The organism is Vreelandella sp. V005, assembly GCF_052645115.1.
This window is the reverse complement of the sequence record NZ_JBQXYA010000003.1, coordinates 134,770-154,981: the sequence shown is the minus strand read 5'-3', so window position 1 is coordinate 154,981 and position 20,212 is coordinate 134,770. Positions and strand designations below refer to the sequence as shown.

At 54.5% G+C, this 20,212-nt stretch carries 15 protein-coding genes and 1 riboswitch; of the genes, 6 read left to right on the top strand and 9 right to left on the bottom strand.

Features of this window, described 5'->3' with window-relative positions; translation table 11 throughout:
* Positions 1-4 precede the first annotated feature (4 nt).
* The 3 genes from ACUN8H_RS09300 to codB form a co-directional block, all read right to left on the bottom strand.
* A complete protein-coding gene (locus ACUN8H_RS09300; RefSeq protein WP_445531861.1) occupies positions 5-502 on the bottom strand; it encodes a 6,7-dimethyl-8-ribityllumazine synthase in 498 nt (165 codons plus the stop codon).
* A 103-nt stretch (positions 503-605) separates the two neighbouring features.
* A riboswitch (FMN riboswitch) is annotated at positions 606-765 on the bottom strand.
* 32 nt (positions 766-797) lie between these two features.
* Complete coding sequence (gene codA / locus ACUN8H_RS09295; protein WP_445531860.1) at positions 798-2,054, bottom strand: cytosine deaminase; 1,257 nt, start codon at positions 2,052-2,054, stop codon at positions 798-800.
* A 16-nt stretch (positions 2,055-2,070) separates the two neighbouring features.
* The gene (codB, locus tag ACUN8H_RS09290) at positions 2,071-3,336 is read right to left on the bottom strand and encodes a cytosine permease (RefSeq protein WP_445531859.1); all 1,266 of its coding nucleotides are present in this window, start codon (positions 3,334-3,336) and stop codon (positions 2,071-2,073) included.
* Between the two features lie 284 nt (positions 3,337-3,620).
* Here codB and ACUN8H_RS09285 point away from each other — a divergent pair, with 284 nt between their 5' ends.
* Genes ACUN8H_RS09285 through ACUN8H_RS09275 form a run of 3 tightly spaced genes read left to right on the top strand, consistent with a single transcriptional unit; the run spans position 3,621 to position 6,910 of the window.
* Positions 3,621-5,066, top strand: a complete 1,446-nt coding sequence (locus tag ACUN8H_RS09285; protein ID WP_445531858.1) for a diguanylate cyclase domain-containing protein — start codon at positions 3,621-3,623, stop codon at positions 5,064-5,066.
* 3 nt (positions 5,067-5,069) lie between these two features.
* Positions 5,070-5,993: an amino acid ABC transporter substrate-binding protein gene (locus ACUN8H_RS09280; RefSeq protein WP_445531857.1), complete on the top strand. Its 924-nt coding sequence runs from the start codon at positions 5,070-5,072 to the stop codon at positions 5,991-5,993.
* Between the two features lie 14 nt (positions 5,994-6,007).
* Positions 6,008-6,910, top strand: coding sequence for an amino acid ABC transporter substrate-binding protein (locus ACUN8H_RS09275; protein ID WP_445531856.1), 903 nt, complete (start codon positions 6,008-6,010; stop codon positions 6,908-6,910).
* Positions 6,911-6,924: 14 nt separating this feature from the next.
* Here the strand turns inward: ACUN8H_RS09275 and ACUN8H_RS09270 are convergent, their stop codons facing one another.
* Entirely contained in the window at positions 6,925-7,548 is a 624-nt protein-coding gene (locus ACUN8H_RS09270; protein WP_445531855.1) for a TetR family transcriptional regulator, read from the bottom strand.
* Between the two features lie 180 nt (positions 7,549-7,728).
* On the opposite strand from ACUN8H_RS09270, the gene ACUN8H_RS09265 reads away from it, so the two are divergent.
* On the top strand, positions 7,729-8,820 hold the full coding sequence (locus ACUN8H_RS09265) for an efflux RND transporter periplasmic adaptor subunit (protein WP_445531854.1): 1,092 nt from the start codon (positions 7,729-7,731) through the stop codon (positions 8,818-8,820).
* 1 nt (position 8,821) lies between these two features.
* On the top strand, positions 8,822-11,866 hold the full coding sequence (locus ACUN8H_RS09260) for an efflux RND transporter permease subunit (protein WP_445531853.1): 3,045 nt from the start codon (positions 8,822-8,824) through the stop codon (positions 11,864-11,866).
* Positions 11,867-11,875: 9 nt separating this feature from the next.
* On the opposite strand, the gene ACUN8H_RS09255 is transcribed toward ACUN8H_RS09260, so the two are convergent.
* From ACUN8H_RS09255 to ACUN8H_RS09235, 5 genes are all read right to left on the bottom strand, one after another.
* Complete coding sequence (locus tag ACUN8H_RS09255) at positions 11,876-12,727, bottom strand: ABC transporter substrate-binding protein (RefSeq protein ID WP_445531852.1); 852 nt, start codon at positions 12,725-12,727, stop codon at positions 11,876-11,878.
* Between the two features lie 176 nt (positions 12,728-12,903).
* Positions 12,904-14,247 carry an NAD-dependent dihydropyrimidine dehydrogenase subunit PreA gene (preA, locus tag ACUN8H_RS09250; RefSeq protein ID WP_445531851.1) on the bottom strand — a complete coding sequence of 448 codons (1,344 nt, stop codon included), beginning with the start codon at positions 14,245-14,247 and terminating at the stop codon, positions 12,904-12,906.
* Positions 14,244-15,623, bottom strand: a complete 1,380-nt coding sequence (locus ACUN8H_RS09245) for an NAD(P)-dependent oxidoreductase (protein ID WP_445531850.1) — start codon at positions 15,621-15,623, stop codon at positions 14,244-14,246. Before ACUN8H_RS09245 ends, preA begins: the two co-directional genes overlap by 4 nt.
* 40 nt (positions 15,624-15,663) lie before the next feature.
* A complete protein-coding gene (gene hydA, locus ACUN8H_RS09240; RefSeq protein WP_445531849.1) occupies positions 15,664-17,103 on the bottom strand; it encodes a dihydropyrimidinase in 1,440 nt (479 codons plus the stop codon).
* Between the two features lie 32 nt (positions 17,104-17,135).
* Positions 17,136-18,002 carry a nitrilase-related carbon-nitrogen hydrolase gene (locus tag ACUN8H_RS09235; protein WP_445531848.1) on the bottom strand — a complete coding sequence of 289 codons (867 nt, stop codon included), beginning with the start codon at positions 18,000-18,002 and terminating at the stop codon, positions 17,136-17,138.
* A gap of 635 nt (positions 18,003-18,637) precedes the next feature.
* Here ACUN8H_RS09235 and ACUN8H_RS09230 point away from each other — a divergent pair.
* Entirely contained in the window at positions 18,638-20,155 is a 1,518-nt protein-coding gene (locus tag ACUN8H_RS09230) for an NCS1 family nucleobase:cation symporter-1 (protein WP_445531847.1), read from the top strand.
* The last annotated feature ends 57 nt before the right edge of the window (positions 20,156-20,212 follow it).

The following is a 20,212-nucleotide window of genomic DNA, read 5'->3' as shown; positions in this document are numbered from 1 at the left end:
TGCATCAAGCCTCGCTTAGTTTGCGCGCTCTATGCAGATTTTCCATGGTGTTCAGGCACGCCTGCGCGGCTTCTTTCCCTTTGGTGACAAAGTGCTGGGTGAAGAAGTCGTGGTGTGTGCTGTGCTCATGGAAGTGGTGCGGTGTTAACACTGCCGAGATCACCGGCACTTGCGTGTCTAGCTGCACGCGCATCAAGCCATCAATGACCGCATGGGCCACAAAGTCGTGACGATAAATACCGCCATCGACCACAAAGCCAGCCCCCACGATGGCGCCGTAGCGGCCACTCTGGGCGAGAATCTTGGCTTGTAAGGGGATTTCGTAAGCACCGGAAACGATGAAGGTGTCTACTTGTTCGGCGTTCAGGCCACCGCGCTCGACTTCTGCAATAAAGGCTTCATAGGCCTTTTCGACGATATCCTGATGCCAGTGGCCTTGGATAAAGGCGATGCGTTGAGACGTAGTGTGGTTAGAAAGGGTCAGCGGAAATGTCTGATTCATGGTCATTCTCTTGGCTAAGGTGTACCAGAATCAGGGCACGCGGAACCGGTCGTCAGGTAGCCACAAAGGCAGCCAAAGCCGCTTTTGCATCGCCTGTCTAGGGTGCCGTTCTCTTTCATCCGGACTATCACCGTCGGCTTCGGTTTCTCACCGAATCTGCTGACCTCAAACAAGTGCTTGTTTGAGCGCTCGCGGGCTTAGCCGCCCGGTTTAAAGGCCGCATCACCGCCGGTGGGGACTTTCACCCCGCCCTGAGAACTTTGCTGAATATCAGCCCACCCATTTTACGCTTATTCTAAAAGCTGAGCCAAGGCGGTGTGGTGATCTTAGCGCGGTCACGCTGCATGATGATCTCGCCATGACGCACCGAAAGCAGCACCTCGCCTTGGGTGCGCAATACGCTGTAATCATCCTCGCCCTCTAGCAGGTTGAAGCTGGCCGGTTTGCCCACTTCGAGGCCGTAACGATCTTCAATATTTAGCGAGCGGGCACTGTTGTCGGTAATCAGTGAAAGCGCCTGGCTGAAATCCTGATAGCCCATCATTTGGCAGATATGCAGGCCGAAATCCAGCGTGCGTAAGAGCTTGCCATTTCCCAACGAATACCAGGGATCAAAGATGGAGTCTTCAGCAAAGCAGACATTGATACCCGCCTCGTTGAGTTCCTTTACTCGTGTGACGCCGCGCCGTTTGGGGTAAGTGTCGAAGCGCCCCTGTAAATGTATGCTTTCCGTAGGGCAAGAGACGAAATTAATGCCCGAGCGTTTGAGAAGCAGGAAAAGCTTGGAGCAGTAGGCGTTGTCGTAAGAGTGCATTGCCGTGGTATGGCTGGCGGTCACACGGCTGCCCAAATCATTAAATAGCGCTTCACAGGCCAGCACTTCTAAAAAACGTGAGTTGGGATCATCGATCTCGTCACAGTGAACATCCACCAAACGGTCATACTTGATTGCAAGTTCGATCACCCGTTTCATGGACGCCACGCCCAGTTCGTGGGTGTATTCAAAATGGGGAATGCCGCCGACGACATCGGCACCGAATTCCAGCGCCTCCTCCATCAGTTTGTCGCCGCCCGGGTAGGAGAGCAGGCCATCTTGCGGAAAAGCGACCACTTGAATATCGATTTTATCTTTTAGCTCGTCGCGCAAACGACACAGCGTTTTTAGGCCAACCAGGCTTGGGTCGCTGGTGTCAGCGTGGGTGCGCACGAACTGCACCCCATTGCCGATCAATAAATTAAGCGTCTTCAGCGCGCGCTCGCGAATGTCCGCCTCTGTGAGCATAGGCTTTCGCTCACTCCAGCGCTCAATGCCTTCAAACAGCGTGCCGCTTTGGTTCCAGCTAGGCTCGCCTGCCGTTAGCGCAGCGTCCAAATGGATATGAGGCTCAATAAATGGCGCGCAGACCAGCTTGGCGCCTGCATCGATTTGACCTTCGCTTGGCGTTTGCGGTGCATCTTGAATAGTAATCGAGCTGAACGTGCCGTCTTCCACGACGAGACGATAAAGCTCTGGGCGCTGGCGTAGGCGGGCGTTAATGATCTGCATGAACATATAAAAAAGCGCTCACTTATTGTTTGGCGGGTGAAGGAAGCGTATCGCTCAGCGTAGCGTGTTTTAAACGCAGCAGCACGGCGTAGCTGCCCGCTGCTACCGCCACCCCCACTAAGGGCGGCAACAAAGGTGAAAGGTAGGCAGCGCTGGCGCCTATCGCGTAGGCGGCTAGCCCACGGCGATTGAAATCGGGTAGCCGAGCAGCGTTTAGCTCGGGATAGCGGCCTTTATACTTGAGCCAGAAATCCGCCATGATGACCCCGCCCATGGGGGGAATAAAGGTGCCAAGTAGGACTAAAAAGGGGATTAGCAGATTGTACATGCCGCCGACCGCTAGCACCGTACCAATGGCAGCACCTGCTACGGTGACTAAGCGGCGTTTTTCAGTACGCAGCAAATTGCAGCCCGCTACCGCGAAGTTGTAGATAGTGTTGTCCTGTGTCGTCCAGATATTAAGAAACAGCATGAGTACGGCGATAGACACAAATCCTTGAGCGATCAGCACATCGACGATATCCGCCTGCTGGTAAATCATGGTGCCGAGCGCGCCTGTTAGGACCATTAAGCCGTTACCGACAAAAAACGCTGCCAGCGTTGCGATGACCGCAGTTTTGGGCGTTTTGGCAAAACGACTCCAGTTGGTGGCTTGGGTGCCACCGCTAATAAAGGTGCCGATGATGACCGTCACCGCTGCTGCCACGCTCATACTCTCCGAGGGCGTTTGTTGGCTTAACCCGGCAAAGCCGCGCACATCGACGAGCCCGGTGAATAGGCTGATCAAGATAAACAGCATCATGGCAGGGACAGTAAAGCGCGACAGCCAGTCCATACCCTTGTAACCGATCATGGCGGTCACACAGAAGCCAAAACCAAAAAGCACCATTAAGGGGATTTCCAGCCATTCAGGCATTCCCATGGTGCGCACCAGTACCAGTGCGATGGTTGCTGTCCCCCACGCATACCAGCCGATTTGGGTAAAGCCGAGGATAAAGTCAGAGAGCTTGCTGCCTTTTTCGCCAAAACAGAAGCGCCCCATCAACACTGAATTAAGCCCACTTTTACAGGCGATATAGGCAAGCGCTGCGGCATACGTACCCAGCAGCAAATTGCCTATGAGTATGATCCATAACAGCTTACCAATTGGGAAAGCTTGTCCTAAGGAGCCACCCGCCCACATGGTCGCGGTAAAAAAGGTAAAGCCTAGCAGTACGGCAGAAGCGGAGAGCAACCCCTTCCGAGCATGGGTAGGGACTTCGCTGAGCGGGTAATCAGACTGGTGCATCACGATCTCCTAACGTAAGTAAGTAAAGTGATTAGCTAATAACTTACTAGCAAAAGACGTGCCAAAAATAATTAGCCTCAAAGAAGTGCAAAGCGTGTTTTTTAAAACATATTCACTCTTTTTAATGATACTTTATTAAATAAAGGCTAATAATTTCGTTTTATTTACCGATGTAAACAATATGAAAAAAACGATTCGTACAGAGCGATGTGTACAAAAAAGAATATTGCTTAGTGCAATGACTAATTGAGTCATTGCGTGGTAGCGATAAGGAACCCGACTAAATGCAAGCACCGCAGCCTGTGAACGCTTCACCGCCTACTGCTAACCTTTCCTGGCACCGTTCGCTAGTAGGGAAATTGGTCATTTTTATGCTGTTGGGCGTGCTGTTTGCCTATTTGATGGGCGCGTTGTCAGGTTTTTTGATGGTGGAACGGGGCGCGCGCGAACAGTGGTGGCGTGAAGCGCAAGTGAACACCCAGATCGTTAGTGCCACCATTCGGCGTATCTATACCTCTGTGGCGGTTAAAACAGACGATACAGGGCAGGTGACGCATATTATCTCACCACGCGCGATTGGCGATGAGGAGTCAGTGCTTGAAACAGGGTTTAGCCCAGTTGATGTCTTAGCATTGGCCAGTGCCCAAACTCGCAACAATGTCTGGTTATTTGCCGAGTCGCCGCAAGGCAAACTAGAGAAGATGGTGGATGCCCGTAATACCGTTGAGTCTAACGCTTTACTGGCGGTGAGTAGTTGGCGGTCCATGTCGCAAGCGGCTGACTTTTACGTGGGGTTTGCCAAAATTGGTAATGAAGAGCATTTTATTAGTTCACTGCCGATTGTGACCTCTGAAGGCCAGCTATTGGGTGTTGTGGTTTCCACTATTGGCCAGAAAGCGTCTCTTTATCAGATACGCAACGATCTAATCCAAAAAGCGTTTTTGGCGCTTCTAGCGGTACTGCTTGCCACAGCGTTGCTGTTAAGTATTTTGATGCGACGATTATTTAGACCTGTACCTGTATTGGTACGGGCGCTAACCGCCATCGCTAAAAACCAAACCCAAAGCACTACGCCTTACACGCAACGCAAAGATGAGATTGGCCGTATGGCAAATGCTATTGATGCCCTGCGCAAGAAGGTTATTGAACGTGAGCACCTGCTTGATGTGAAAGATGAGGCCCTGCGTTTTCAACATCTTGCCCATCACGATGAGTTAACCAAATTACCTAACCGTATACAGCTTAATGATGCTTTAAAAGCGGCGGTGCGCTCACTGCTTCAAGGCGACGTATTTAACGTCATGCTGTTCGACCTTGATCACTTTAAAGAAGTAAACGACAGCTTGGGCCATGCGGCGGGCGATGCGCTGTTGATAGAAGTCAGCCAGCGAGTGCAGGGGTTGCTGACAGAGAACGACTTAGTGGCGCGCTTAGGCGGCGATGAATTCGCCATCATTCAGAGCGTTTCGCGTAGTGCGCTGGAAGAGGCCAAGGCGTTGGCGGGCCAAATTGTTGCCACGCTACATGCGCCTTTCCACATTGATGCGCAGGTCATCCAAATAGGCGTGAGCGTTGGTATAGCGATGGCACCCACTGATGGTGATGACAGCTATGAACTGCTGCGTAACGCTGATATTGCGCTATATGCTGCGAAGGCGGAAGGGCGCGATCGCTATATGCTTTTCACCCTTGGGATGAAGATGACACCCAATACGATTAGGGAGAGATGAACAATGCGCTGGTTAGCCGTTTTTATGGTAAGCACGTTGAGTTGGCAAAGTGCAGCCGCTGCCAGTAGCGCGCAGCTAGCCAACTCGCCCACGTTGTCGCGTATTGCATCAACGGGCGAAATTACCATTGGGCATCGAAGCAGCGAGATACCCTTTTCCTATGAAGTGGCTGGTCAACCAGCCGGCTATGCGATTGACCTTTGCCTACAGGTTATCGACGGTTTGCAGGAGGCGTTGGGTTTAACCGATATCCACGTGAATTATGTGCCGGTGACGCCTGCTAATCGATTTATATTGGTGCGTAACGGTGACGTGGATATCGAGTGCGGTGTAACCACCAATACGCCTGAACGTCGCCTTCAAGCGGCCTTCTCCTACCCGAATTTTTTAACGGCTACACGCTATGTATCGCTCGCCGAGCAGAATATGGATAGCGTCCAGGATTTAGCTGGCCGCAGCGTGGTATCCACTACGGGCACCATTAATATCGGCCAGCTTAATGAACTCAACCGTACCGAAGGGTTGAATATCTCGGTCATACTAAGCCGAAATCATGAAGAAGCATTTGCCATGGTGGCCTCTGAGCAGGCATCGGCGTTTGTGATGGATGAGATTTTACTAGCGGGGCTGGTGTCTTCAGCCTCAGACCCTGCCGCGTTTCATATTTCGCAAGCAACGCTAAGTAGTGCTGAGCCGTATGGCTTGATGATGCCGCCTGACGACCCTGTTTTTGTTGAACTGGTCAATCAGCAGCTAAGCACGTTTTATCGAAGTAACGGCATCCAGGCTCTCTATGACAAATGGTTTTTACAGCCTGTTCCCCCGGATAATCGCGTGCTTAATTTGCCGTTAGCGCCTGAACTTGCCGCTATATTTGCCAATCCTGAGCAGTACGTAAAACAAAGCTTAGCGCAGCAAGTAGAGTAAAGAGGAGAGAGATGATGTGCCAGAGAACACTAGTCGGGTGGTGTAGCTTGCTAATCATGCTGCTAGGTGGTGGTTCCGCCCATGCCGGGCAAGCCTTCAATACGCTTGAACGACTTAAGGAAACGGGCGTATTGCGTGTTGGATACGGTGATACAGCCCCCTTCTCTTATGTCGATGATCACGGCAAGGTGGTGGGCTACTCTATTGATATTTGCCAACAGCTAGCCGGGCAACTGCAGAGACAATTGGATATTCCGGCGCTTGATATCACCTATGTGGCGCGCACGCCAAGCAACCGTATACAGCTGCTTAACAGTGGCGAAATCGATATTGAGTGTAATGCCAGTACCAACACTGAAGAGCGTCGACGCAGTGCACAGTTTGCGCTGAGCCATTACTTTGTATCCGTGCGCTATGTAGCACTGAAATCGAGTGGGTTTACCACGCTAGAAGATTTGTCCGGGCGCAGCGTGAGTGTGGCGCGTGGCACCGTTAATGTCAGCCAGATCAACCAAGCAAACCGCAAACAACAGCTAAACTTATCGGTAGTGCCGGTGGAAACACTGCAAGGCGCGTTTGATTTGGTGGCCGAGGGGCGTGTAGCCGCCTTTGCGATGGACGATGTGCTGCTCAGCGCCATGATCGCCGAGTCAGATGAACCTCAAGCATATGTGCTTTCAGAGGAGGCCATCACCTCGACAGAGCCGCTCGGTTTTATGATGCGCCTCGCGGATGACGCCTTCGCCGTAGAGGTTAATAAAGCCCTCGAGCATATATACACTAGCCCTGAGATGCCGCCGCTTTACTATCAATGGTTTCAGCAGCCTTTGCCGGGGAAGGATATTACGCTTGATATACCCATGAGTGAGGTGTTGGCTGAACACTTTACGGCCCTGCGCACTATGGTTTCACGCTAGTGCTATCAGTCACGTTAAGCGTTTTGGGTGTTTAACAATCCCCGCATTAACGTTTCTACGATGCCGTCGCACTCGTCGACCAGAGAATACGCTTGAGGGTCTTGCAGCCAATCAAAACAAACCCCAATTAAAAAGCCATGAAACTGACGCCGGGCGCTGGCTGGGGTGAGGTCGACACGTAGGCTGCCTTTTGCTTGCGCTCGATCAAATAGTGCTTCCACCTGTGCTTCAGCATGTTTGGGGAGCTGAGTGATCATGCAAATTCGAGGGTGTTCATCTTCCAATTTTTCGCAGCGGTGCAGCACGATGGTGGCGGCCCGCTGCAGCGGTAGGTCATGACAAATTCCCGCCAATGAGCGTTTAGCTATTTCTCGCAGGCATTCGACCGGCCTGGCACCGAGGCGCAATACTGCATCATCGACAATCCCATCCAGAGGGAGTCTGACGCGTTCTAACAGCGCATCGAATACCGCCGCTTTATCTTCAAAGTGCCAATAAATAGCGCCTCGCGTCACGCCTGCCGCCTGCGCAATATGTGCCAGTGTGGTGCGCGAAACGCCTTGTGCGAGAAATGTCTTTTCTGCAGCATCAAGAATCGCTTCGCGTGTTCGTTCTGCTTCAGCCTTTCGACGGGACATAGCGACTCCTGTTAATGGCATTAGCGGTATTTTGGCACTGAAAGATAGCAATGTCGCCGCATGGTGATTATTATACACATTCACTGACATTCATGAATGTCAGTGAATGTGTATCCTATCTGTTCTGTTGATTGAATTCAGGTTTACAAAGCTGCACTGTCCGCCATCAAGGAGCCTGCCGTGCCTTTTCTTCTCCGTTTCCTGCCAATCACACTGGCTTTGCTTATGCTGATGGGCTGCGAGCAGCCTCAGGCGCAGTCAAATGACACGACTAGGCCAGTCAAATTAATGACCTTGGCGTCGGCCAATGCTGACGCCTTACGGCAATTCCCGGCGCGGGTAGAAGCTTCCAAGCGCAGTAATCTATCGTTTCGCATGGCCGGAGAATTATTGGCGCTCAATGTCAGTCCAGGTCAACGAGTAAGCGAAGGCGAGGTGATTGCGCGTATTGATGATCGCAATGCCCAGAGCGAGTTGGATAGTGCTCGCTCTCGCTTAGAGTTGGCTGAGGCAATGCTGGAACGCATGCGTTATACCTTGGAGCGCGGCGCGGTCAGTCAATCCCAGTTTGATGAGGCGGAGAGCGAATGGCGGGCTGCCCGGGCGACGTTTGAGCAGGCCCAAGAGCAGGTGTCACATACTCAGTTACGTGCTCCCTACGATGGCGTGATCGCCCAAGTGCCGGTGGATAACCGTCAAATTGTTCAGGTACAGGAAACCGTCGCAGTCATTCAACAGCCAGGGAAGTTAGATGTGGTGTTTCATCTCCCCGAACAAATTGTACAGCGCATGCCGCGTAATAACGGCTCGCCCTTAGGCGATGAATTGGCCTATGAAGTGCGCTTCGGAAACAGCGACAAACCCTATCTTGCCCAGTTAGCCTCCTATACTACCCAGGCCAGCGCGCAGAGTCTGGCTTATGAAGTCACGCTGACGCTCCCCCAGCCCGATGACATCACCTTGTTGGATGGCATGAGCGCCAATGTGCGGCTCGACTTGAGCGCACTGCAGCCTAACTCGGCGACGCCGGTTTGGCATTTGCCGCCTGAAGCGGTGAGCTATGCGGGCGACGATCCCGACCAAGCCCAAGTCTGGCGATACACCGGTGCAGATCATGTTGAAGCGGTGCCCGTCAGCGTAGGGCCATTAACGTCGCAAGGGCTGGAGGTTAGCGGAGATTTGGCCGCCGGGGAGCGTATTGTGGCGGCAGGGGCTCACCGCGTGACGGCAGATATCAAAGTGACGCCGTGGGAAAAGGAGCAGGGGCTATAACATGGTCGACTACTTCTTACGCCACCGGGCGGCCAGCTATTTAATGACAGTGGTACTCCTGGCCGGCGGTGCACTGTCATTTTTGGGTATGGGTCAGCTTGAGTTTCCCGAATTTACTATTCGTAATGCCCTCATTACCACGCAATATCCCGGCGCGACTCCTGAAGAGGTCGAGCAGGAAGTGACATCGACGCTAGAGCAGTCCATTCAGGAGATGTCATCGATCAAGCGGATCAGTTCGGTCAGCTCCGATGGTCTCTCGCAAATTACCGTGGAGCTCGAAAGCACCGTCCAGAATGAAGAGCTCGAACAGCTCTGGGACTCACTGCGCCGTAAAGTGCAGGATGCCCAGGCAGCCTTACCGCCTGGGGCCAGCCAATCCCGCGTCAACGACGACTTTGGCGATGTGTTTGGCTTTATGGTCAACCTCACTGGTGAAGGGTACAGCATGCCTGACCTGGCCGACCATGCGGACTTTCTCAAGCGTGAGCTGACCCTGGTGGAAGGGGTCGAGAAAGTATCGTTGGGCGGGGAGCAAGAGGAGCGCATTTACATAGAGGTCGACCGTGAGCGTTTACGCGCGCTGAATATCCCGCTCACCCGGCTGCAACAGTTGCTGGATACTCAAAACGCCGTGGCCGATGCCGGGCACCTCAAGCAGGATGGTCGCCGTTTCCGTATTACCCCAACGGGCAGTGCAGCAAATATCGATGACCTGCGTGCGCTGATCGTCAGCGAAGGCGATGGCGAGTTAGTGCGATTGAGCGATATCGCCGACGTGAGCCGCGAGCTGGCCGAACAGCCTCAGCAGCTCTACCGCGATATGGGCCGGCCAGCCATCTCGCTGGGCATCTCGTTTGAAAGCGGTGTCAACGTGGTTGAGGTCGGCGAACACTTACAGCAGCGGCTGGATGAACTTCAAGCGCGCACGCCCCTGGGAATGGAACTGAACATCGTCTACAACCAGCCTGAGGTAGTGGATGATGCGGTGTCTGGTTTCCTGGTGAGCCTGATTCAGGCGGTAGCCATCGTCATTGTGGTGCTGATGCTGTTTATGGGGTGGCGCAGCGGTCTGTTGATGGGGTTTATCCTGCTGATTACTATTATCGGCACTTTTATGATGATGCGCTTCCATGGGCTGCAACTGGAGAAAATCTCCCTCGGGGCGCTGATTATTGCGCTCGGCATGCTGGTAGATAACGCCATTGTGGTGACTGAAGGCATGCTAGTGGGCTTGAAGCGCGGTCACACGATTCGCGATTCTGCGCACCAAGTGATCCGCCAAAATGCTTGGCCGTTGCTGGCTGCCACGCTGATCGCCATCGCTGCGTTTGCGCCTATCGGCTTATCACCGGATACGACCGGGGAATTTATCGGATCGCTGTTCTTTGTGCTGCTTTACTCGCTGCTGCTGAGCTGGATCACGGCACTGACGTTAACGCCTTTTTACTTCAAGCTTTTTTTCCGCAATATCTCGCCTGGCGATGGTCAAGAGGATCCCTATAAAGGAATTGTTTATCGCTGGGTAGCCAGCGTTATCGTCGCCGGGATTCGTTTTCGCTGGGTGACGCTGGTATTGGTGGTAATCGGATTAGCGGGGGCGGTAGTCGGCTTTGGTTCGGTCAAGAATGCTTTCTTCCCGGCCTCGAACACGCCTATCTTTTTTGTCGATTATCGCACGCCGGAAGGCACCGATATCCTCGAAACCCAGCGCCGTGTTAGCGAGCTAGAAGAGAGCGTGATGGCGATGCCGGGCATTCGTCACCTCACGACTACCGTGGGTGGTGGCGCGCAGCGCTTTACCCTGACTTACTCGCCGGAAGACCGCTACGCAAGCTATGCACAGTTGATCGTTGAAACCGGTGATAAAGCGACTCAGCGCGAACGCATGGCCGATGTCGAAAGGGTAATGAAGCGCGACCACAGCGATATCGACTACAAAATAGCGCCGCTTGAAGTCGGCCCTGCGCCCAAAGCCAAGATTGAAGCGCGCTTCTATGGCAGCGACCCGCAAGTGTTGCGCCAACTGGGTGACCAGGTCGAAGCCATGTTCCGCGCGACACCGAACATGACCAGCGTACGCTCCAGCTGGCGTAACCGCGTACAGGTGATTGAACCCGTTTTTCTGGAAGATACCGCGCGTCGGCTGGGCGTGACACGCGAAGACTTGGCCGGCACGCTGGCACTGAGCACCAGTGGCCGCCAAGTGGGCGTTTACCGTGATGGCAGCGATCTCATCCCCATGGTGGCGCGGGCGATTCCCGAGCAGCGACACGACGTGGATAACCTGGGCTCGCTCAATGTCTGGAGCGAAGAACAAGGGCGCTATATTACCGCCGATCAGGTAATTAGCGACATCACCACGCAGGTGACGGACCCGCTGATCATGCGCCGCAATCGTGAACGCATGCTGGCGGTGTATGGCGAACCAGACCCATTAAGCGGTATTACCGCCGCCAGCGTATTAGCCGACATTCGCCCCCAGGTGGAGGCACTGGAGCTGCCACCAGGTTACCGATTGGAGTGGGGCGGAGAGTACGAAACGGCTGGCGAAGCGCAGAGTGGGCTGTTTGCGTCGCTGCCGCTGGGTATCGCGATGATGTTTATTCTTACCGTGGTGCTCTTCAATAACTTCCGCCAGCCACTGGCCATCTGGTCGCTGGTGCCGTTGACGATTATCGGCGTTGTCGGTGCGCTGCTGCTCACCGGGCTGCCCTTCTCGTTTATGGCCCTGCTGGGCACACTTAGCCTGATTGGTATGGTGATTAAGAACGCCATCGTGCTGGTAGAGGAGATCAATGTGCAACTGCCCCAGCATCAAGACCGCTATCACGCGGTGGTGCGGGCAGCGGTCAGCCGGGTACGTCCGGTAGCGATGGCGGCGTTGACCACCATGCTGGGAATGATCCCGCTGATTAGCGATGCCTTCTTTGCCAGCATGGCGGTGGCTCTGATCGGTGGTCTCGGTGTCGCCACGCTGCTAACCCTCGTCGTTCTGCCGGTGGTTTACTGCGTGCTTTACCGTATTAAGATACATGCCGATTAGTCGTGAGCATTAGTTCAGCGCTGCAGCGACTTCTTCGACCTGCAGCGCAAGGCTTTGCAGGCCGCCGCCGGAGAGATACCAGAGCGCGGGGGTTAGCATAACGACCCGCGCTTTCTCAGCACCCGCATCTAAGAGCGTTTTCGCTAAGGCATCCGCATCGGCGGGCTCATCGCCAATCGCGGCGCTGCGATCAACCACCAGCACAACCTCTGGATCAATTTCGCTAACCGCTTCAGGTGAAAGCGGGGTAAAGGTACGGGTACCGCGGGTTTCTGATGTCACGCTAGCAGGCATCTCAACGGTAGCTATGCCCAGCACGTCGTGAACGACCGGGTGCTGATTCAGCATCAGGTTGCCGCCGTTGTGGGTTACCACCAGCGTGCGAGGAGCGTTGCTTAGCGCTTCGCGCTGGGTCTCAATCTCGGCGTGCAGTGTTACCAGCGCCTCTTCAGCCTTGCTTTCCACTGCTAAACGACTCGCCAGTTCGCGTACGTTGGCGTCAAAAGAAGTCAGGTAGTCGTCACCCTGAAGACTGGTATTGAGCAGCGGAGCGATCTCGCCAAGTTCCTCTTCCCACTCACCTTGGCGTCCGGTGTAGAGAATGAGGCTAGGCTCGCTTTCGCCAAGGGAATCCATATCCGGTGAGCGCAGACCACCAATATCGGTGACGTCATCGGCTGCATACTGCTCAAGATAGTCAGGCAGGCTGGCTTTCGGTACACCCACGACCTGCTCGTTTAAACCGAGTGCATCCAGCGTATCCAGGCTGCCTAAATCGAAGGTGGCGATTCGTTGGTCGGCGCTCGCAGTGGCGTTGGCAGTAGCTAATAGCATAGCGATGGTAGTGATAGCGAACTTCATTGAGCTTCCTTTTATGAGAAAATATTCTATATGCGATATTTTCTCATTTTCTCAGAGGCGCTGTCTCTTGTCTCTATTGGGTGAAGGAACAGTATGTTGCAGAAAACGCGACCGCCCTCACAAGCTGAGGGCGGCAGGTAGCGCTAGAGCTGTTTAAGAGGGGGAATGGAAGGGGATTAAGAGGCAACGCGGAAAGGATTGCGTGGGTCGTTATCCCATGCCAGGAAGGGTTGGCCGGTCTCCTGGGGCACCATGGTGATGCAGTTCTCTACCGGGCAGGTGATCTGGCAGAGGTTACAGCCTACACACTCATCCTCGATCACTGCGTAGCGCCGCGCGCCGTCCTGCTCGGTGAGCTTGGCAATTGACTGGTGGGAGGTATCCTCGCAGGCGATATAACAGCGGCCACACTCGATACATAGATCCTGATCGATCTTGGCGATGGTCTTGAAGTTAATATCCAGGTGTTTCCAGTCGGTGGTTTGCGGTATCGCCTTGCGCGAGAATGCCTCGATTGAGTCATAGCCCTTTTCCGCCATCCAACGGGAGAGGCCATCTTTCATCTCCTCCACAATGCGAAAGCCGTTGAGCATCGCCGCGGTACATACCTGCACACTGCCGGAACCGAGGGCGATAAACTCAGCCGCATCCCGCCAAGTGGAAATGCCGCCGATGCCGGAAATGGGCAGCGTTGGGGTGGCGGGGTCGCGGGCAATTTCGGCCACCATATTCATTGCAATAGGCTTCACGGCGCTGCCGCAATAGCCGCCATGGGTGCTCTGATGGCCGACCGTGGGTTTGGCGACCATGTTGTCGAGATCGATACTGGTGATCGAATTGATGGTGTTGATCAGCGATACCGCATCCGCACCGCCCCGCAGTGCCGCCTGGGCGCCTACGCGGATATCGGTGATATTGGGCGTTAGCTTCACAATCACTGGCTTCGAGTAGTGTTTTTTACACCAGTAGGTGACTTTCTCGATCAGGTCGGGGTTTTGGCCTACTGCTGCGCCCATACCGCGTTCCGGCATGCCGTGGGGGCAGCCTAAGTTTAGCTCGATTCCGTCTGCGCCGGTGGCTTCCACTAGCGGCAGGATATAAGCCCAGGCCTCCTCGTTGCAGGGCACCATGATAGAAACGATCAGCGCTCGGTCGGGCCAATCCTTCTTCACCTGGGTGATTTCTTGAAGGTTAATCTCCAGCGAGCGGTCGGTAATCAGCTCGATATTATTAAAGCCGATCACTTCGCGGTTTTTGCCGTAATGGGCCGAGTAACGCGAGGAAACGTTCACTGCCGGTGGTTCTTCACCCAGGGTTTTCCATACCACGCCGCCCCAGCCGGCCTCATAAGCGCGCACCACGTTATAGGCTTTGTCAGTGGGTGGGGCGGAAGCCAGCCAGAAAGGGTTGGGGGCTTTTATACCGGCAAAATTCACCGACAGGTCAACGCCATTCACCACACTGTCGTCGCTGTTTTTCTTCCCTGGAAAAGAGAGAGGAGTAAAAGGTGTCGTGTTCATGCTGCCTCCTGCTGGGCGGTGAGCGCTTGATGAATGGCGTGGGCCGCCAGCTTGCCGTGCTGCACGGCTTGTACGGTAAGATCTTGGCCGGGTTTTACACAGTCGCCGCCGGCGTACACGTTGGGCAGTGAGGTTTGGAACATCTCGTTGACGTGGATGCGTTCGCCGTCGCGGGCGAGTTCAGACGCGGTGGCGTCACGCAAACTTTCGCCCTCGAAGCCCTGGCCGATGGCGGTGAAAATGGCATCCGCGACGATCTCAAAAGTCTCTCCAGTGGCCGCTAAGCGGCCTCCCTGCTCAGCGGTTTTGGCAAAGCGCATGCCCGCCACTCGGCCTTGCTCATTCAACAGAATCTCGTCGGGCTGTGCCCAGGTGATCATGCGCACGCCGTTGGCCTTGGCGATCTCCTGTTCATGGTCGGTGGCCGACATCGCTTCGACGCCCCGGCGATAGACTAGCGTGACTTCTGCAGCGCCCAGGCGTGCCATTTGGGTCGCCATATCGATCGCAGTATTGCCCGCACCAATCACGATACAGCGCTTGGCCACGGCTAGACTGCCCAAGTCATCGGTTTGGCGCAGGGTTTTGATGTAATCCACTGCGGGCATCAGGCCAGGGGCGTCTTCTCCTGTGAGCCCCAACGCACGGCTGGCACCGAGCCCCAGGCCTAGAAAAACACTGTCGTACTGCTGGCGCAGCGTATCGAGGGTGAGGTGTTCCCCTAGGCGCTGCCCGTACTGGATATCGATGCCGCCGATCTCCAGTAAAAACGCGACCTCTTTGCGGGCAAAGTCATCGGTCATCTTGTAGCGGGCGATGCCGTACTCGTTTAGCCCACCGGGCTTTTGCTCCGCTTCAAAAATACTTACTTGGTGGCCGAGCATGGCGAGGCGATGTGCGCAGGAGAGCCCGGCAGGCCCGGCACCTATCACGGCGATGTGGCGGCCAGTGCTGGCGGCGCGTTTGAACGGGTGACTCTCAAACTGCATGTGGTCAGTCGCATGGCGTTGTAGCAAACCAATCAGCACCGGCTGGCACTCGGCGTCGTGGTTGCGAACACAGCTGCGCTCGCAGAGGATTTCCGTAGGGCAAACTCGGGCGCAGCTGCCGCCCAGAATGTTGGCTTCCAAAATGGTCTCCGCCGCGCCATTAATATTGTTTTCGCCGATCTGGCGTATGAAGCTTGGGATATCGATATCCGACGGGCAGGCCTCGACGCAGGGCGCGTCATAACAGTAGAGGCAGCGTTGGCTTTCGATGATGGCCTGACGCGGCGTCAGCGGTGGGTGAAGATCGCTGAAATTATGTGCCAGAGTCGCAGGGTCGTAGGTGCCGACCTCTTTTGCATTGGGCAGGTGATCAAGTGAATGGGTCACGGTCGTTTCTCCATTGCTCTATTCTTCATGAGGGCCGGTGTTAGCGCGACACCGCCACAGGGGCATTCAGCTCGGCGCGTTTGGCGAGCAGCTCGAATACACCGGGGTAGGCGGGGCGCTTCAAGTAGCGTCCTGCGCCCCGCTCGGCATGCAGTTCGCCGTCGCGCCATGTCCATTTGCCCTGGCTGATGGTGTGGCGAGCGATACCGCGCACCGTTTTGCCCTCGAAGATGTTGAAATCGACGTTCTGATGGTGAGTTTTGGCAGAGATCGTGCGTGTGCCGTTCGGGTCCCACACCACGATATCCGCATCGGCACCCACTTGAATCGCCCCTTTGCGTGGGTAGAGGTTGAATATCTTGGCGGTATTGGTGGAAGTGACGGCGACAAACTCCTGGGGCGAGAGCTTGCCTGTATTCACGCCTTCGTCCCACAGCACGGCTAAGCGATCTTCCACACCTGCGGTGCCGTTAGGAATCTTGGTAAAGTCATCTTTACCGGCGGCTTTCTGCTCTTCGCAGAAGCAGCAATGGTCGGTGGCAGTGGTTTGTAAGTTTCCCGATTGAAGGCCATGCCATAGCGCCTCTTGATGGCCTTTAGGGCGGAAGGGCGGACTCATCACGTGAGCGGCCGCCGTGGCCCAGTCCGGGTGCTGGTACACGCTGTCGTCGATCACCAAATGCCCGGCTAAACACTCGCCAAATACGGGATGGCCCTGCTGGCGGGCGTAGGCGATTTCATCCACGGCATCTTTGGTAGACACGTGGACGAGATAGACCGGCGCGCCTAACGTGCTGGCAATACGAATAGCGCGGCTGGCGGCTTCGCCTTCCACTTGCGGCGGGCGAGACAGCGGATGAGCTTCCGGCCCGGTAATGCCTTGGGCGAGCAGTTTCTGCTGCATGTGGTACACAAGCTCACCGTTTTCCGCATGTACCGTGGGGATCGCACCCAGCTCTAAGCAGCGCGAAAAGCTTTCCACCAAAATGTCATCGGTGGCCATGATGGCACCTTTGTAGGCCATAAAATGCTTGAAGCTGTTGACGCCGTGCTCGCTTACCAGGGTGCCCATCTCCTCTCGCACGCTCTCGTCCCACCAGGTGATCGCCACGTGGAAAGCGAAGTCGGTGGCGGCTTTTTCCGCCCAGCCTTGCCAGGTATCGAAGGCTTCCAGCAGCGACTGGCCGGGGCTGGGGATCACAAAGTCAATAATGGTCGTGGTGCCGCCCGCCATGGCCGCGGCGGTGCCGGTGTAAAAATCCTCGCTGGCCACCGCGCCCATAAACGGCATCTGCATATGGGTGTGGGGGTCGATGCCGCCGGGCATTACCAGTTGATGGCTGGCATCGACGATCTCGCAGCCTTCGGGAATATCGAGATCGGTGCCGATGGCATGGATTTTTCCATCGACGCAGAGTACGTCGGCGCGGTAGGTGTCGGCGTGGGTGACGACAGTGCCGCCCTTGATCAATAAGCTCATGATGCACTCCCTCAATAATGGCTGGCTGCGGCTTATTCGCCGTCGGTGAGGCGGGTATAAGTCTCGGGGCGGCGGTCACGGAAGAACTGCCAGTTGTTGCGCACCTCGCGCACCATATCCAGATCGATCTCGTGTACCAGCAGTTCGTCGTCGGTGTCGCTGGCCTGGGCTTCGATCTTGCCGCGCGGATTAACGATGTAGCTGGAGCCGTAAAAGTCGCCAATATTCCAGGGTGCCTCGGTGCCCACACGGTTGATTGCAGCGATAAAGCAGCCATTGGCGGCGGCTGAAGCGGGCTGTTCCAGCTCCCATAAATATTGGGAAAGCCCAGCGACGGTGGCTGAGGGGTTGAAGATCACCTCGGCGCCGTTGAGCGCCAGCGCCCGCCAGCCTTCGGGGAAGTGGCGGTCATAGCAGATATACACGCCAATCTTGCCGTAGGTGGTATCGAACACTGGCCAGTTGGATTGGCCTGGCTTGAAGAAGAATTTTTCCCAAAAACCGGCCACTTGGGGAATATGGGTTTTGTGATATTTACCTAGGTAGCTACCGTCAGCATCGAAGACCGCCGCGGTGTTGTAGTAAACGCCCGTCTCGGTTTCTTCGTACACCGGCACGATAATGACCATACGGTGTTCGGCGGCGAGTTTTTGCATCATTTGGCAGGTGGGGCCTTCCGGTACGCGCTCGGCGGCGGCGTACCATTTGCCATCCTGGCTGGGGCAAAAGTAGGGTTGGTTGAACACTTCTTGGAAGCACAGTACCTGCACACCTTGCTCAGCCGCTTGCTGGATCATGGGTAGGTGCGCTTCGTTCATGGCATCGCGAATCGCGGCCGGTTCCAAATCCGTACTGGTTTTTAGACCCATTTGAATCAGGCCGATTTTCATTTTCTGCATACAAAAGCCCTCTCGTGTCCTACGCGCCAACCGTTGGCTCGTTTGTAGTGGGAGTAACGGTCCGCAGTAATCAGGTATTGCTAATGTTTGTGAGCCGCTATGGATGAGCCATTAGCGTTGATTGCTTGGCGTGTAGTGACATCGGCTAAATGCCGACGGATTATTGTTATGAGTAAAGTTGTCATAATTGACAGCTTTTTGAACATAGTCCTTTATGCAGTCGCTTTTCAAGGTTTTTTTACTATGGGCGTTAGTTTTTATTAACTAATTGATTTTATATGTAAATATTGTCTTTTATCATCAATTTTACTTATTTGGTGAATGCATGCACATAAATGGTGATTTATTTATAGTTATAAATATCAGTTGGTTATTATTGTTATTTGCGATTTTTCTGAAATTTAATGTATCTTTTTGGTGCGTTATTTTTTTAACCAGCTATGTTTTTTAGGGGAGTTTCTATGTGTTGATTAAAACAATAACAATTTAATAGGGAGTGATTGCCTAACTGTCATTTAAGTCAGCTTTTTGTTCAATAAGTTAACGGGCATGCTTTGTTTTTAGGCATGTTTATTGCTGTAACGAGAGCTGAACCCGTGAATGCGATCGGCAATATCGCTGCTGAGGAGAATAAAATGACTGGCTCAAGAACCCAGATGATCGACAGAGAGGGGCTGATTGAACTTAAAGTCGGTGAGGATGTGCGCAATAGTCCTCGCTTCAATGAGGATATTGCTCCTACCCAGGCCAGCGAGCGCACCTGGAGCAAGTGGAACATTGCGGCGCTGTGGGTCGGGATGTCGATCTGCGTTCCCACCTATACACTGGGTGGCGTATTGACCGCCTACTTTGGCTTAAGCGTTGGCGAGGCGCTCTTTGCCATCTTGCTGGCCAACGTGATTGTGCTGATTCCACTGACGCTCAATGCGTTTCCAGGCACCAAATTCGGTATCCCTTTCCCCGTTGTGCTGCGCTCTTCGTTCGGCATTCTAGGCTCGAATGTGCCCTGCTTGGTGCGTGCGTTAGTCGGCTGTGGCTGGTTCGGTATTCAAACCATGTTCGGTGGCTTGGCAATTCATTTGCTGCTTTCGGAGTTAATTCCTGCCTGGGCGGCGCTTGGCGGCGTGGGGGAGGTAATTGGCTTTTTCGTATTCGGCGCAATGAACCTGTATGTGGTGATCCGCGGTGCAGAATCCATCAAATGGCTGGAAACCTTGGCCGCACCGCTTTTGTTGGCAGTGGGCGTTGGGCTGATGATGTGGGCGTGGCCAAACATGTCGATGACAGAGCTGCTGGCGCAGCCGCCGTCACGCCCAGAGGGTGCTTCCGTTTATGGTTATTTCTTTGCGGGTTTGACCGCCATGGTGGGGTTTTGGGCCACCTTGTCACTGAATATCCCTGACTTCAGCCGCTTTGCCAAAAGCCAGAAAGACCAGATTGCTGGCCAGATCATCGGACTGCCGCTGACAATGTTCTTCTTTGCCGCCCTGGGTGTCGTGTTAACTGCGGCGTCTGAGACGCTGGTGGGACAAACCGTTGCCGATCCAGTGCGGCTGATTGGTTATATCGACAGCCCCTTCTGGGTCGTCATGGCGATGCTGCTGATCATCATTGCTACGATTTCCACTAACACAGCGTCGAATATTGTTTCGCCTACCAATGATTTCCAGAATATTGCGCCCAAACTGATTAATCAGACCCGCGGCGTGCTAATGACCGGCGCGGTGGGTGTTTTGCTGATGGGCTACGATCTGCTGCAAAAGGCAGGTGTGATTCCTCCGGGCGTGTCACTCGAGCAGATGTACTCCAACTGGCTGCTCGGTTACTCCAGCCTACTCGGCCCGATAGCGGGCATTATGGCGGTCGACTACTTTCTAATTAAAAAACAGCGTTTGGATGTGCCGAGTCTTTATCTGGACAACCACGCCTACCCAGCGGTGAATGTGGCCGGCTTTATTGCGTTTGGGGTGCCAGTACTGCTTACCTTGATCTCCCTGCTAACCGGTACAATGAACTGGTTCTACGATTACGGCTGGTTCACTGGCTCTGCGCTAGGCGCCATTGTTTATTTTGTCGCGAGCCAAATGTTGGCATCGTCTACCCAAGCGGGGCCTGCGCCCATCATGGCCAGTGAGGTATCCAAGCACTCCTAATACCTAGGCGGGGCAAGCGGGAATAGGGCAAATCTCGGCTGAGCGCTGAGATTTGCT

Bases quoted from the DNA above. Each gene is read 5' to 3' on its own strand.
- ACUN8H_RS09275 (WP_445531856.1), top strand. From the start codon at position 6,008: ATGTGCCAGAGAACACTAGTCGGGTGGTGTAGCTTGCTAATCATGCTG.
- codB (WP_445531859.1), bottom strand. From the start codon at position 3,336: ATGCACCAGTCTGATTACCCGCTCAGCGAAGTCCCTACCCATGCTCGG.
- ACUN8H_RS09260 (WP_445531853.1), top strand. From the start codon at position 8,822: ATGGTCGACTACTTCTTACGCCACCGGGCGGCCAGCTATTTAATGACA.
- ACUN8H_RS09235 (WP_445531848.1), bottom strand. From the start codon at position 18,002: ATGCAGAAAATGAAAATCGGCCTGATTCAAATGGGTCTAAAAACCAGT.
- ACUN8H_RS09270 (WP_445531855.1), bottom strand. From the start codon at position 7,548: ATGTCCCGTCGAAAGGCTGAAGCAGAACGAACACGCGAAGCGATTCTT.
- preA (WP_445531851.1), bottom strand. From the start codon at position 14,247: ATGAACACGACACCTTTTACTCCTCTCTCTTTTCCAGGGAAGAAAAAC.
- ACUN8H_RS09230 (WP_445531847.1), top strand. From the start codon at position 18,638: ATGACTGGCTCAAGAACCCAGATGATCGACAGAGAGGGGCTGATTGAA.
- ACUN8H_RS09255 (WP_445531852.1), bottom strand. From the start codon at position 12,727: ATGAAGTTCGCTATCACTACCATCGCTATGCTATTAGCTACTGCCAAC.
- ACUN8H_RS09300 (WP_445531861.1), bottom strand. From the start codon at position 502: ATGAATCAGACATTTCCGCTGACCCTTTCTAACCACACTACGTCTCAA.
- ACUN8H_RS09285 (WP_445531858.1), top strand. From the start codon at position 3,621: ATGCAAGCACCGCAGCCTGTGAACGCTTCACCGCCTACTGCTAACCTT.
- hydA (WP_445531849.1), bottom strand. From the start codon at position 17,103: ATGAGCTTATTGATCAAGGGCGGCACTGTCGTCACCCACGCCGACACC.
- codA (WP_445531860.1), bottom strand. From the start codon at position 2,054: ATGTTCATGCAGATCATTAACGCCCGCCTACGCCAGCGCCCAGAGCTT.
- ACUN8H_RS09280 (WP_445531857.1), top strand. From the start codon at position 5,070: ATGCGCTGGTTAGCCGTTTTTATGGTAAGCACGTTGAGTTGGCAAAGT.